The sequence below is a fragment of the Nocardia aobensis NBRC 100429 genome (genome assembly GCF_000308375.1).
Lineage (GTDB): Bacteria > Actinomycetota > Actinomycetes > Mycobacteriales > Mycobacteriaceae > Nocardia > Nocardia aobensis.
Genome location: NZ_BAFQ01000164.1, coordinates 37,041 through 50,368 on the forward strand (window position 1 = coordinate 37,041; position 13,328 = coordinate 50,368).

The window sequence follows — 13,328 nt, forward strand, 5'->3', positions numbered from 1 at the left end:
CGCATCGATCGCCGCGAAATAGCCGGTAGCCGCCTCCGAACGTTCGATCGGGGCGATCCGTCGCTCACCCGAGCCGATAGTTGTAACTCGCGTAGCGGTGCGAATCGGCGCCCGCTTCCTCCCAGCTGTAGCTGTAGGTGCCCACATGCCCCAGCCGGAACGAGCTGTCGGCCATGATTCGGTAGCCGCTGCGCCGCGCTCGCTCACAGAATGCGTAGTCCTCGCCCAGGTACCAGGTGTGTTCACCGTCGGGCACCAGCATGGGCAGGAAGTACGGGACGGTCGGGCGGTCGAACCGCAGGTTGCACACCGGAAGTTGTTCGTGTTCGGCGACGGTCTCGTAGACGTCGCGGTGGGTGAAGAGGAATCCGGTAGCGGCGTACTTGATCTCCAGCAGTCCCCCGCCCTCGCCGAAGAGGATGTTTCCGGTGCCGGGCAGCACGTGGCAGGCCAGGCCGCGCACCCCCTTCTTCGCATAGATCCCGCAGACGACCGGCAGATCGTGTTCGCGTAACCGATCCACCGAATCCACGTCGAACGCGATATCGGAATCGATCCACATCAGCCCCTCGAACCCGTCGCGCAACGCGTCGGTGGCCATCTGACTGCGTCCTTGATCGATCGCGGCGAACCCCGTGACGGTCCGGACCTCGTAACCCCGATGCTCCAGCCGGGCCAGATTGCGGGCGAAATCCGGTGCGATCGATCCGTGGGTCGGGACCAGCACAACACAGCGCGAGGGCTCCATGACCGCAGCCTGCCATGCCCGCGAAGGGGCCGCGCGGCGTGGGACGGACCTGATCGCCGGGCCCACGCCGCCGGTATCCCTACGCGGGCAGCGGGTTCTGTCCCAGGAAGCGGTGGCCGTTCGCGGCCCCGGTGCGGACGGCGGTGAATCCGTACTCGATCAGGCGTTGTTCGTAGTCGCGCAGCGCGCTGCGCAGATCACGGCCTGCCACAACGGAATCGATGGTTTCGGACAGGTCGGCCGCGTCCCGTAACGCGGTGCAGGCCCCGGATCCGGCCGCGGGACTCATGGCGTGCACGGCATCACCCAACAGGGTCGTCGGTGTGGTCGGCCATGCCGGGATCGGAACACTCGTGCGCAGTGGGAGTGCGAACATGGTGTCGGGATCGCAGGCGGCGACGATTTCGCGAATCCGTGGATGCCAGGTCCGGACTGCCGCGGCGACGATGTCTTTCAGTCGGCCGCCGTCCAGGTCGCGCAATTCCTGTTCCGTGGTGCCGAACCACTCGGCGCGAGCACCGAACGAGCAGGTCATGTAGTCCGGGACGGACGGCAGTTCCGCAGCCGGAACGATGCGGGCCGCCGCAATCGCCGGGTCCTGCGGGAATTCGACCGGCGCGACCCCGACGAAACTCCCGTCGGGGCCGGCGATCATGGTGAAGATGCCGAACATGCTGTCGTCGAACAAGTCCCGAGTCCGCGCGTTCAGCGGTATCGCGCCGTAGAGCTGGCGCACCCCGGTGTCGACGATGCGCGCATGCGGCAGATATTGCTGACGCACAGCGGAATTGATCCCGTCGGCGCCGATCAGAACGTCGGCGCCGGCACTGTCACCGTCTGCGAAATGAACGGCGATGCGATCGCCGTCGGTGTCGAAACCGCTGACCGCCCTGCCGAATACGACACGGTCGTCGAGGCCGGTGAGCAGGATGCGGCGCAGCGTCAGGCGGTCGACCGCGAAAGCCGGTTCCGCCGAATCCTGGGTGAACCGTTCGTTCAGTGCACTGTCCAGCACGGTGAATCGGGGTTTCGGGGTGCCCGTCGTGGCGTCGAACAGTGTGCGCAGCGGCGCGGGCAGCACCCGATGAAGCGCGCGCCGCGCCGCGGCGTCCAGATGCAGCCGGTAGCCCTGGCGACGGGTTTCCACTGCGGAATCGCGTTCGTACACAACGACATCGATGCCTCGGCGGCGCAAACCCTGCGCCAACGCCAGCCCGCCCAGCCCGGCGCCGGCAATGATGACCTTGAATCTCGACATGACCAAGTCCCTTCGCATGCAACATCATCGGAAGGGACGTACAGGTCACACCTGCGGAAGGTGCGGTGTTCAACGGTTCGCGTCACCGGGACTAACCCATACCCGGCCGGGTCTTCGCACGTCCGCAAGTGAGTTTACGCGGGTTCGGCCGGGCGCAGTCCGGCATCCGCCGCGGCGGCGGTGAGCGAGTCCAGGCCGAAGGCTTCGACCGGGCCGAGGGCTCCGGTGCCGAGGAGCCCGCCGGCGAGCGCGGTCTGCGCACCCCAGGCGAGGATCTCGGCGGTGAAGTCGTAGGGGTCGACGCCCGTCAGCGTGGCCGAGGACAGGATGCGGCCGGTGGCGTCGCGGGTTTCGGCGACCGCCCAGGTGCGGGTTCGGGCCCGGGTTGCCGCATCGGGTCCCCCGGTCGAGCCCTTGACCAGGACGCTCAACGCGTTCTCGGCCAGCCGCTTCACGGGCGCCACCCGGGCGACGGTGTCCGCGACGAGCGAGGTCGCCTGCAGCGCGCGAGCGGCATTGCCGGGCATACCGAGATAGACGTCGACCTCGCGCAGGTTCGGGTGGGCGCGGTGCAGGACGAGATGTTCCGACCCCGGAATCGAGGCGCCGGTGAGCGCGCGGCCCGCCACATCGAAGGTGTGGGTGCGCGCACCGGTCCGCTCCGGCACGATATCGCCGTCGCGGAGGGCGAAGCCCCGTTCGAACAACATGCCGACCATCGACGCGCGGGTGCCGCCGCTGGTGCCGGGGGAGGCGATGAAGTAGCCGATGTCGACGCGGGCGGCGTCGGGCGCGTCGCGCAACGCGAGAGCCGCGGCCACATTGCCTGGGACGTAATCGAATCCGAAGGCCGTCAGCAGACCGGCACCCGCCCGGCGCGCCTCGGCGTCGCGATCGAACACCTCGCGGATGAACGGGCCCTCGCCGGTCGAGTCGAAGTAGTGCGCGCCCGCCTCGAGTGCCGCGCCCAGCGCCGGGCCGCCGTACCGCAGGAAGGGGCCCACCGTCGTCACCAGCACGTCGCCGCGCCCCAGCAGGGCGCGCACCGATGCGGGGTCGGCCACGTCGGCCACGGCGGTCTCGGCACCGCCGAGGTCGGCCGCGAACTGCCGCAGCGCGGTGGCGTTACGGGCGGCCAGTACCGGCTCGGCACCGCGAGCCAGCAGGGCCCGAGCCGTCAGGCGGCCCGTGTAGCCGGTCGCTCCGAACAGCACGATTTTTGCCATTGCCATCACCTGTGTTTCGTTGGTCGCCGGCGGTGCGCGCCGGTTCGTGTCGACGTCGGCACCGTATCCGACGATAGGGCCGTCGAGCCGCACCTCGCCACGATGCGCGTACCTAGCCGGCCGCGGGGCCCTGGTCCTGGAACTGTGCCAGCGACTCCCACGACCAGGTGAGCGTGCCGTCGGCGAGGTCGGCGACAACGCCTTCCAGCCACCGAATTTCGGCCTCGGTGACGGCACGCTGATATTCGTCTTCGAGCATGGTGACCCGCGGCAGGCCGAATCGCACGGCCTGGGCGATGCCGGTCTCCAGCTCGGAATGCCCGGCGCGCAACGCTTTCAGCCGGCGTTCCAGTTCCACCCGGGCGCCATCCGGACCGAGCAGCATCAGAAACGACAGGGCCGCAGGAAATTCGGGAAATTCGTTGCGGGGCACGGCGAGCATGTCGGTGAGCCATGCCGTGCAGGCATCGCGGCCGGAGTCGGTGATCTCGTAGACCGTACGTTCCGGATACTGCTGGTCGCGACCCGTCGCGCGGACCGTCACCAAACCGGCGTCCTGCAGTCGCGCGATCGTCTTGTACAGCTGGGCGCGCTGCCCCACGTTGACGACCTTGTCCTTCCCCCACTCCTTGATGCGGCGCTGAATGGCGTACGGGTGCATCGGCTCCAGGTGCAGGATGCCGAGCACCGCCATGGCGAGCGGGGATCGCTTGAACCGGTCGGGGGTGGGCATGCGACTCATCCTACTAGGTGCCGCACAACTAGTCTTCAAATAACTAGTTGCTTCGATACTAGTTTGTGTGCCACTATCGAAGAGCAGGCGAACCCGTCCACTGCGATCCGGAAGGACCAGAACAATGACCGTCACCACCGATACCGTCCGCATTCACGCCGACCACGAGACCACCAAGCGCCTCGGCGATTGGACCCGCGCCACCGACTTCGCGGTGAAGGCCCGCTATGCGAGCGTCGTCATCGACCTGCGCTCGCCGTGGATCGAGGGCGACGACCCGATCGTGGTCCACGCCGACCTCGACCACGCCATGGTGAAACTCCTCGTTCCCGACGACGCGATCGTCGAGCACAGCGACCTGGAGTGGATCGGGCGTGGCCGGGTGAAGGATTTCGCGCGGCCGCAGGACGCCGCCGGCCGGATCGTCCGGCTGACCGGGACCAGCACCAAGAGCGAGTTCCGCGTTCACCGCGGCGGCATCGCGATCCTCTCGGCATTGTGCAGCCGTGAGTTCTTCGACGACGCCAGGCAGGCCCACCGGCAGGGACGCACCCCGACCCTCGCCGATCCGGCCAACGCGCCGCGCTGATCACGGGTCGCGCCGGGCGGCGGCAAACGCCCGGCGCGGCCTCTCAGCGATCAGGCAGCGGTTCGATCCGCGCCAATGTACGGGCGCTACCGTCGACTTCGAGCTGCACATGCAGCCCGTCCTCGTCCCGCCGGGCGCGGATCAGCACCTCGTCGGCGCCCAGCACCGGCCCGGCGTGTTCGAGAATCACCCGATAGGGCGGCGCCGATGCGTCGGGGAACCGCGCGAGCGCCTCCTCCACGGCTCCCCAGTGCACCGCGTTGTTCACATGCCCGTAGCGGTCGACATCGGTGACCCGCAGCGGGAACGGCCGCACTTCGCCGCCGTCTCCGGACTGTTCGCGCAGGGCGGCGCGCCACCGCAAGCGATGCTCGTCGGTGGCCGCGCGCATCGGCGCCATGAACCGTTCGGTCATCCGCGCCGGCCGCCCGGCTTCGATATCGACGTGGATGAGGAACATCTCGGTCTCGATCAGTCCGCCGTTCTCACTGCGCACCTGAATGCGCATGTTGCACCACCGATTCGACAGGGCCGACGGCCAGCGCCGCAGATGGACCTGATCCCCGAACTCGATGGGCCGCAGCACGTCGATCACGGTCCGGCGCACGATCCACCCCGGATGCAGATCCCCGTCCTCGACCACCTTCAGATGGTCGTAGCCGATGTCCTGCAGATACCGCGCCACCGCATCGAGCCGCAGCCGCTCGTCCCCATCGGTGTCCCCGAGCCGCACCGGCCACTGCTCGTGAAACGCCCGGCTCTCGTCCGGGCACGCCGGCAACGGAAACGCGATCTCGGCCGGCCGATCGACAGCGGCACTCATGAACGCTCCTTCTCCCGGGGTCCGCGCCAGCGTAGCGACCCCGCACCGGACCACCGGCGTCAACACGGCGAGCGGGACGGACGGAGCAGAGGAGGCCGCACTTTCCGCTCATGGAGTTGATCGTCAGACCACTCGGATCTCGGGATTCCGCTCGCGTCAACGACCCCCGCGACAAGAAGCAGATCCAGGTCGATGTCGCGGTGCCGGCCCCGGAGGAGACCGGGCGACCACGCCGAATCCTCTCGCTGGGCGAGGTGAAGTGGGACCGGACCATGACCCTGGGCCATGTGGACCGACTGCGCCGTGCGCGAGAACTGCTGTCGGCCAAAGGATATGACACGAGTCGGACAGTTCTGGCCTGCTACAGCGGCGCGGGATTCGACGAGAACCTCCAGGCAGCCGGGAGTGGTCCGGGGGAAACCGTCGCCGGGCAGGACACTCCCCTGCTCGTGGATGTGAACACCATCTATACGACCGCCTGAGACGATCTGCCCGAACCCACCGACGGGTTCAGGCCGGGGCCGTGCACGAGGCCGGGTGGGGCCGCCTGCACGGCGGCCCCACCCGGTTGATCGACGTTACCGATCGGCTCGCCATGGCGTCGGCGTGAGCGGAGTGCCGAGTTCCTCGGCGAGGATGGGGATGCCGAGGTTGCAGGCATGGATGCCGAGGACGCTGACCATCTGGAGGACGGTCACGATCTGTTCGGGTGGGACACCCAGATCCAGTGCGGCACGGATGTGGCGGCGTACACCGGGGGCGTACATGTGGGTGCATGCCGCGTCGATGGCGATGCTCAGCAATTCGACGAATTCCGGCGGGAAGATGTGGCGCGCGATCGGTGTGGCGTTCATGGCCATGAACCGTTCGGTCCATTCGGGGTCCCACTCGTAGAGCTGATCCCAGAGCGGATTCCAGCTCCCGCCCGCCCGCATGGCGTCGACGACCGGCGTGGAAATCGGTGTGGGCGAATCGAACACGATGCCTCCTCAGAGGTGGTCGAAGACCTGGCGGACGACTACTTGGCGGGTGCGGGCTGTGCGGGGTCCTTGCAGTAGGGCAGCTCGGGCGGGCACGGTGCCAGCACGGTCGAGAAGTACTGGATGGCGGAGAAGAGGGTGATGGGGCCACCGGCCAGAATGAGGCCGGCCATCGATCCCACGGCGCCGAGCGTCGCTGCGCCCAGGACACAGCCGGCGACGGTCGCTCCGACGAACGGCGCCAAAAGCATGATCACCGGACTGGAGATCGCCGCGCCGACGGCGCCGCCGACCAGGCAGCCGATTCCGCCGCCGATCACCGCGCCGAGTACCGCGCTGACTCCGGCCGCGATGGCGATGCGCTGACCGAATGCGCCCAGCGCTTGCGAATCGCGGGGCGTGAACGATTCCGCGGCCTGCCGGACGGAGACGACATCGCGTCGTGCCTGGGTGGGCCGCCCGTTACCGCGGTCCGGGGTCAGTGTCGCGGTATCGCCGTCGACGTGAGCGGTGATCGGATAAGCGGTGTCGTCGACGGCGAAGTTCAGCGGTACGGCGGCGACCGGCCGATCGTCACGGGTGGTGAGAATCAGTTGGTCCGCAACCACTTTCAGTTTGCCGTCGGGTGTCGTCACCAGGGCCGAGTCCGCCCGGCGCCCGATCTCGTAGTGCACCGCGGTGCGATCGGGCTCCGCGTGCGCGGTACCGGTGGTGACGGCGGCGGCCGTGACCCCGAGAACCGTGATCAGTGCGGGTGTCATGAATTTCATCGGATTCCTCATCATCGGTTGTGAACAGCGGCGAGTGTGCGCAGCCCGGCCGGGTACAGGCAGCGACCGGCCACCAGGGCGGCGATCGCGACCAGATAGGCGAGCGGGGCCAGTCGTAGTGCGGCGGTCAGGCCGTAGCGGTCGGCGAGCACGCCGACGACGAAGGGGCCCAGCGCCATTCCGAGCAGACTGTTGGACAGCGTCAGGGTCCCCATCGCGGAGGCCCGGACCGACGAATGGGTGAGGTTGGCCACCATGGCGGCGGTGGGGCCCGAGGAACCACCCGAGAACCAGGCGCCGATGCCGATCAGAATCAGTTGCGCCGCACCGTGTTCGACGCTGAATCCGAGCGTCAGGCAGATCAGCGAGATCGAGCAGAACGCGATGGCGGCGAGCCATTTGCGTGACAGGTCGCGGCGGCCGATCCGGTCGGTGACGATGCCGCAGCACACCATTCCGGCGCCGACCAGCAGCACGACACCGGCGGCGGCGACGGCCGCGGTATCGGCCGCCAGACCGTAGACCCGATTGAAGAAGCTCGGCGTCCACGCCAGCAGCACCGCGGCGGCGAACAGCTGTACGCCACCACCGACATAGGCACACAGCACCGCCGGATTGGTGAACAGCGACGACACCGGTGCGCGAAACCCGTTGCGCGTCACGGGTTCGGCCGATTCCGGGTCGGCGTGCCGGGCCAGTTTCCGCTCGTCGACCAGCGCCGCGAAGAGCGCGGCGAGCAGCAGGCCCACCACCGCCATGGTGACGAACGACCACCGCCACCCGAGGTGTACCGCGATCGCACCGCCGGCCGCGACGCCGAGAACCGAACCGAACGACCCGCCGGCCATGAACGCACCGCTCAGCGCGGCATGGACTCGCGGCGCGAAGACACCGAGGACCACCGCGATCCCGACGCTGCCGTAGGCCGCCTCACCGACCCCCACCAGGAACCGCGCGCCGAGCATCTGGTGATAGTTCGACGCGAGTGCGCACAGCAGCGTGGCGATACTCCACAGCGTCGCCATCAGCACCAGGCTCTTCACCCGCCCCCACCGATCCGCCAGCAGCGACAGCGGGAACGTCAGCAGCCCCACCATCAGCGCCACCACGCTGTTCAGCGATCCGAGTTGCGAATCGGTCAGACCCCATTCGGTTTTCAGCAGGGGAAAGACCGCGCTGAGGACCTGCCGGGACATGTAGTCGGCGAGCAACAGTCCGAAGGCGAGGGCGAAGACCAGCCAGGGGTATCGCCGCGCCCGGCCGGGCAGTCCGGTCGATGCGACCGAATCCCGCGCCGCTGGACGCTCGGGGGTGGTGTTCAACTGCATGGGTGCTCCTACGAACGCGGCGGGCGATGGACCACCCGCCGGAGCTGGGAAGGTAGGGCGCGGACCGCTCGGTTCCGGTGGCCGCTCGGCGAAATCGGGGCGCCCGCCTCGATGTGATGGAGACAACAGTAGGGTCGCCGCCTCTATCGTGCTTTACTCTCGGGGACACGGATGCGAACAATCTGGGACAGCGAGGCGCTGATGAAACCCTTGGCGCGGTACGCGGCACTGAACGATTACGTGGATCTGGGCCAATCTCTCGGGCTCGATCCGGCCCGTCTCATTCGCGAGGCCGGGCTCGATCCCGCGGGCCTGAGCCTGCAGGACCGCTGGGTGCCCGCCGCGGCCGTCACCGAACTTCTCGAGCGCTCGGCCGCCGAATCCGGCCGGCAGGATTTCGGCCTGCTGCTCGCGGAGCGGCGGCGATTGTCCAATCTGGGGCCGCTGAGTCTGGTGATCCGCGAGGAACCCGATGTGCGCAGCGCCCTCGAACTGATGGTGCGCCATCAGCACACCTACAACGAATCCCTGCATATCCGGCTCACCGAACGCAACGGCATCGCCCACGTCCGTCTGAGTCTGGACATCGGCGAGCACCGCAGTACCCGGCAGGCCACCGAGCTGGCCATGGGCGCGATGCAGGGAATTCTGCGTGCGTTCCTCGGCGCGGCATGGCAACCGGCGGAAACCACCTTCACCCATTCCGCGCCGCGGGATCGAAGCACGCATCTGCGATTGTTCGGGTCCCAGTTGAGATTCGAGCACGAATTCAGCGGAATAACGCTCTACACAAGCGATCTCGATACCCCGAATCCGATGTCGGACCCGCTGTTGCGGCCGTACACGCAACAATTGCTCGGCGCCGTGGACACCGCCCACGAAACGGCCATGCGCGACCGGGTGCAGGAACTCGTCGAAATGCTGCTGCCCACCGGTCGCTGCTCCGCCGACCAGATCGCCCGCAGTCTCGGCGTGGACCGCCGCACCGTCCACCGTCGGCTGGCAGACGAGGGACACACCTACTCGGAGATCGTGAACACCACCCGGCTGGATCTGGCCCGCCGGGTGGTGGGAAATCAGGGGCGTTCACTCACCGAGATCGCGGATATGCTCGGTTTCTCCAGCCCCGCCAGTTTCACGCGCTGGTTCCGCAGCCATCACGGATGCAGCCCGAGCCAATGGCGTCGGGCCGCATCGAAAAACAGTGGCGAAAGCGGCGATACCGCTCAATGATCCGAATCCGCGGGCACGCCGGTTCGCTCCCGCCGGTCGCGCACGCGCAATTCGCGTTTGAGGATTTTGCCGCTCGCGGTCATGGGCAAGGTGTCGGTGAACTCGATCCGGCGCGGATATTTGTAGGCCGCCAGGCGTTCTCGGCACCAGGCGACAATCTCGTCGGGGTCCGGACGCGCATTGCGTTCGGGGACGACGAACGCCACGATCTCCTCCCCGTACCGGTCGTCGGGAATGCCGATCACCGCGGCGAGCGAGACACCCGGGTGGGTCAGCAGGACTTCTTCGATCTCACGGGGATAGACGTTGAAACCGCCGCGCACGATCATGTCCTTGGCCCGGTCGACGATGTAGTAGAAGCCGTCGCGGTCGCGCCGGGCGAGGTCCCCGGTACGCAACCAGCCGTCGCGCATCGTCTCCCGATTCGCGTCCGGCCGGCCGAGATAGCCTTTCATCACATTGTGGCCGCGAATCGCGATCTCACCGACGGCATCGTCGTCGGGCAGCGTATTCCACTCCGAGTCGATCAGCCGCGCTTCGATTCCCCAGACCGGTACACCGATGGAACCGGGCCGCGGCTCTCGCTCGGGATCCGCGAAGATCGCCAGCGGGGACGTTTCCGACATGCCGTATCCCTCCAGGATGCGGACACCGAAGCGCTGCGCGAAACGCGAGTGAATCTCGATCGGTAAGGCGGCGCCGCCCGATACCGCCCGTCGCAAGGTGGCGGCCAACCGCTCGGTGTCGATGTCGTCGTCGATCGCGTGCAGCAGGCTCCAATACATGGTCGGAACACCGGCGAAGAATGTGATGTGCTCGTCGGCCATCAGCCGGAGGGCGGCCGCGGCGTCGAACCGCGGCATCATCACCAGCGTCGCGCCGGTGGCCAGGCCCGCGTTCATATCGATGGTCTGTCCGAACGAATGGAACAGCGGCAACGTCACCAGATGGGTGTCGGGCCGGTCCGGTGCGGAGTCGAACAATCGAGTGGCAGTCAGCGCGTTCAGCACCATATTCGCGTGAGTGAGCTCCGCGCCCTTGGGTTTTCCGGTCGTACCGCTCGTGTAGAGGATGACCGCGGTGTCGTCCGGGCGGCGCACCGCCGTATCGAAGGTCGTGGGCTGCGACGCGAGCGCCCGTTCCAATGTTCCGATACCCGGATGCCGTGAGCCGGCCGCGGAATCGGCGGTGATGACGAACATTTCGCGGCAACCGGAAACTCGTGCGAAGGCATCCACACCGAATTCGCCGGTCGGCAGTTCCGCGGTTCCCTCGAAACAGATATAGACGGCGGCGCCGGAATCCTCCAGGTGATAGGCGATCTCGGCCGGCCTGAGCAGGATGTTGAGCGGCACGACCACCGCGCCCGCCTTCAGTATCCCGAAGTAGACCGCGGCGAAGTCGGGGAGATTCGGGCAGGTGAGGGCGACCGCGTCACCCGGTCGCACACCCCATTCGACCAGCAGGTTGGCTACCTGCGCCGCGCGGGCGTTCAGCTCGGCGTAGGTCGTGCGCAGTGCACCGAGCCGCACCGCATCGGTATCCGGGCGGCGGCGCGCGGAATCCTCCAGCAGCATCGCGAGATTGAGCACGGTCAGTGTCCTCCCATGTCGATGCGGACGGGCGCGCCGGTCGCGGCGACGACGTCGTCCTCGGTCACGCCCGGTGCGCATTCGCGCAGCACCGGACCGGATGCGGTGATGTCGAGAACGGCCAGGTCGGTGATGACGCGATGGACCACACCCACACCGGTCAGCGGTAATGTGCAGCGGCTCACCAGTTTCGGAGCGCCGGATTTGTCGGTGTGCTCCATCAGCACGATCACGCGGCGGGCGCCGTGTACCAGGTCCATCGCTCCGCCCATACCCTTGACCAGATGGCCCGGCACCATCCAATTGGCGAGGTCACCGGTCGCCGACACCTGCATACCGCCGAGGATCGCGGTATCGATGTGGCCACCCCGGATCATCCCGAAACTGGCGGCGGAATCGAAGAAGGACGCACCGGGAAGCACCGTGACGGTCTCCTTGCCGGCATTGATCAGATTCGCGTCGACCTCGGACTCGGCCGGATAGGGCCCGGTACCGAGGATGCCGTTCTCCGAGTGCAGGGTGACCCGGATATCGGCGGGCAGGTGGTCGGGAATCAGCGTGGGCAGGCCGATGCCGAGATTGACGTATTCACCCGAGCGCAGTTCTCGCGCCGCCCGCGCCGCCATCGCGGAGCGATCCCATCCGGAACGGGCGATGACGCCGCTCATTTCTTCTCCTCGCCGCGCACCGTCCGCTTTTCGATGAGACCCCGCGCCGGGCCGGTCGCCACGATGCGGTCGACGAAGATTCCGGGCAGGTGGACGCGGTCCGGTTCGAGATCGCCTGCGGGCACGAGTGTTTCGACCTCGGCGATGCAGATCCGGCCCGCCCCCGCGACCAGTGGATTGAAGTTGCGCGCCGATTTGTCGAAGACCAGATTGCCGGCGGTGTCACCGATGAGCGCGTGCACCAGGGCGAAGTCGGTGGTGATCGCCTCCTCCAGCACATAGCGTTTCGGCCCGGCGGGACCGGCGAAGGTGACCACCGGTTTCGGCGGCGACGCGACCGCCACGCTGCCGTTCGGCCCGAAGCGCCACGGCATTCCGCCGTCGGCGATCAGCGTGCCGACCCCGGCCGGTGTGTAGAAGGCGGCGATACCGGCTCCGCCGGCCCGCAGCCGTTCGGCGAGGGTGCCCTGCGGAGTGAGTTCGACTTCGAGTTCGCCCGACAGATACTGCCGGGCGAACTCCGCGTTCTCACCGACATAGGAGGCGGTGACGCGGCGTACCCGTTTGTCCGCCAGCAGAATTCCCGTGCCGTGCGTCGCCGTGCCGCAATTGTTGGAGACGAGGGCGAGTTCATCCGCTCCCGCGGCGGCGAGCGCCTCGATCAGCGTGTCCGGGATACCGCACACGCCGAATCCGCCCACCGCCACCGACGATCCGGACGCGATATCGGCGACCGCGGCGGCCGCCGACGTCATCACCTCGGTCATCACACCTCCTGCACGGCAGCGGACGGCCGGCCCAGATCGACGGTTTCCCGCAGCAGTTCCCGGGCGCGGCCCCAGTGGCCGAATCCCGAGGCCGGATTGAGATGCCCGACATCACCCAGGTCGACCAGCCGGCTGCCCCACGCCTCCGCCATACCGGCCACCCGCCGCAACGATGCCAGCGGATCGGTGGTGCTGGCGGCGACGATGCTCGGGAACGGGAGGCGTCGACGCGGAATCGGCTGCCAGCCGTGCCGATTCAGCTCTTCCGAGGTCGGATAGCCAGGGGGAAAGGGCTTTTCGACATCGGCGGGCGTCGCGAGCAGCGCACTGTGGATGTCGCGGCCGGCCCGTTGCGCCCAGTGCACGGTGATCATGACACCCGCGCTGTGCGCCACGAGGACGACCGGGCCGTCCACCTCCGTCAACACCCGGTCCAACGCCGCCACTCGGGCCGGCAGATCGAGTTTGTCGTGCTCGAGCGGCGGTACCGTGCACACCCGGTCCAGATCCTGGGCCAACCTGGTCTGCCAGTGATCGGGTACGTGATCGCGCAGGCCGGGCACGATCACCACGGTCGGTTCGATGGCGCATCGCACTGTGCGGCAATCCCTTC

General features: G+C 67.8%; 15 protein-coding genes. 3 read left to right on the forward strand and 12 right to left on the reverse strand.

The window, feature by feature from the left end; all coding sequences use genetic code 11:
• Positions 1–64: 64 nt before the first annotated feature.
• From RJ03_RS21685 to RJ03_RS21700, 4 genes are all read right to left on the reverse strand, one after another.
• Positions 65–748: a hypothetical protein gene (locus RJ03_RS21685; RefSeq protein ID WP_036505315.1), complete on the reverse strand. Its 684-nt coding sequence runs from the start codon at positions 746–748 to the stop codon at positions 65–67.
• Between the two features lie 79 nt (positions 749–827).
• Positions 828–2,006 (reverse strand): FAD-dependent oxidoreductase, encoded by a 1,179-nt coding sequence (locus tag RJ03_RS21690; protein WP_036505316.1) that lies wholly within the window; start codon positions 2,004–2,006, stop codon positions 828–830.
• Positions 2,007–2,140: 134 nt separating this feature from the next.
• Positions 2,141–3,232 (reverse strand): saccharopine dehydrogenase family protein, encoded by a 1,092-nt coding sequence (locus RJ03_RS21695; protein ID WP_051025059.1) that lies wholly within the window; start codon positions 3,230–3,232, stop codon positions 2,141–2,143.
• A gap of 112 nt (positions 3,233–3,344) precedes the next feature.
• A complete protein-coding gene (locus tag RJ03_RS21700; RefSeq protein ID WP_036505374.1) occupies positions 3,345–3,965 on the reverse strand; it encodes a PadR family transcriptional regulator in 621 nt (206 codons plus the stop codon).
• A gap of 124 nt (positions 3,966–4,089) precedes the next feature.
• Between RJ03_RS21700 and RJ03_RS21705 the strand changes: the two genes are divergently transcribed.
• Entirely contained in the window at positions 4,090–4,554 is a 465-nt protein-coding gene (locus tag RJ03_RS21705) for a hypothetical protein (RefSeq protein WP_036505317.1), read from the forward strand.
• A gap of 43 nt (positions 4,555–4,597) precedes the next feature.
• Here the strand turns inward: RJ03_RS21705 and RJ03_RS21710 are convergent, their stop codons facing one another.
• Positions 4,598–5,377: an acyl-[acyl-carrier-protein] thioesterase gene (locus tag RJ03_RS21710; RefSeq protein WP_051025034.1), complete on the reverse strand. Its 780-nt coding sequence runs from the start codon at positions 5,375–5,377 to the stop codon at positions 4,598–4,600.
• Positions 5,378–5,487: 110 nt separating this feature from the next.
• Here RJ03_RS21710 and RJ03_RS21715 point away from each other — a divergent pair, with 110 nt between their 5' ends.
• A complete protein-coding gene (locus RJ03_RS21715; RefSeq protein WP_036505318.1) occupies positions 5,488–5,859 on the forward strand; it encodes a hypothetical protein in 372 nt (123 codons plus the stop codon).
• A 96-nt stretch (positions 5,860–5,955) separates the two neighbouring features.
• Here RJ03_RS21715 and RJ03_RS21720 read toward each other — a convergent pair whose 3' ends face one another.
• From RJ03_RS21720 to RJ03_RS21730, 3 genes are all read right to left on the reverse strand, one after another.
• Positions 5,956–6,312: a carboxymuconolactone decarboxylase family protein gene (locus RJ03_RS21720; protein WP_051025061.1), complete on the reverse strand. Its 357-nt coding sequence runs from the start codon at positions 6,310–6,312 to the stop codon at positions 5,956–5,958.
• A gap of 83 nt (positions 6,313–6,395) precedes the next feature.
• Complete coding sequence (locus RJ03_RS35140; protein WP_157163474.1) at positions 6,396–7,127, reverse strand: DUF8020 domain-containing protein; 732 nt, start codon at positions 7,125–7,127, stop codon at positions 6,396–6,398.
• A gap of 11 nt (positions 7,128–7,138) precedes the next feature.
• The gene (locus RJ03_RS21730) at positions 7,139–8,455 is read right to left on the reverse strand and encodes an MFS transporter (RefSeq protein WP_036505320.1); all 1,317 of its coding nucleotides are present in this window, start codon (positions 8,453–8,455) and stop codon (positions 7,139–7,141) included.
• 201 nt (positions 8,456–8,656) lie between these two features.
• On the opposite strand from RJ03_RS21730, the gene RJ03_RS21735 reads away from it, so the two are divergent.
• Positions 8,657–9,688, forward strand: a complete 1,032-nt coding sequence (locus tag RJ03_RS21735; RefSeq protein WP_036505379.1) for an AraC family transcriptional regulator — start codon at positions 8,657–8,659, stop codon at positions 9,686–9,688.
• On the opposite strand, the gene RJ03_RS21740 is transcribed toward RJ03_RS21735, so the two are convergent.
• From RJ03_RS21740 to RJ03_RS21755, 4 genes are read right to left on the reverse strand one after another with little or no spacing between them, the layout of a single operon-like run.
• Entirely contained in the window at positions 9,682–11,280 is a 1,599-nt protein-coding gene (locus RJ03_RS21740; protein WP_051025036.1) for a long-chain-fatty-acid--CoA ligase, read from the reverse strand. The genes RJ03_RS21735 and RJ03_RS21740 overlap by 7 nt on opposite strands.
• Before the next feature lie 2 nt (positions 11,281–11,282).
• On the reverse strand, positions 11,283–11,948 hold the full coding sequence (locus tag RJ03_RS21745) for a 3-oxoacid CoA-transferase subunit B (RefSeq protein WP_036505321.1): 666 nt from the start codon (positions 11,946–11,948) through the stop codon (positions 11,283–11,285).
• Positions 11,945–12,715: a CoA transferase subunit A gene (locus RJ03_RS21750; RefSeq protein WP_036505382.1), complete on the reverse strand. Its 771-nt coding sequence runs from the start codon at positions 12,713–12,715 to the stop codon at positions 11,945–11,947. The genes RJ03_RS21745 and RJ03_RS21750 overlap by 4 nt, the downstream gene beginning before the upstream one ends.
• On the reverse strand, positions 12,715–13,311 hold the full coding sequence (locus RJ03_RS21755; RefSeq protein WP_036505323.1) for an RBBP9/YdeN family alpha/beta hydrolase: 597 nt from the start codon (positions 13,309–13,311) through the stop codon (positions 12,715–12,717). Before RJ03_RS21755 ends, RJ03_RS21750 begins: the two co-directional genes overlap by 1 nt.
• Between the last annotated feature and the right edge of the window lie 17 nt (positions 13,312–13,328).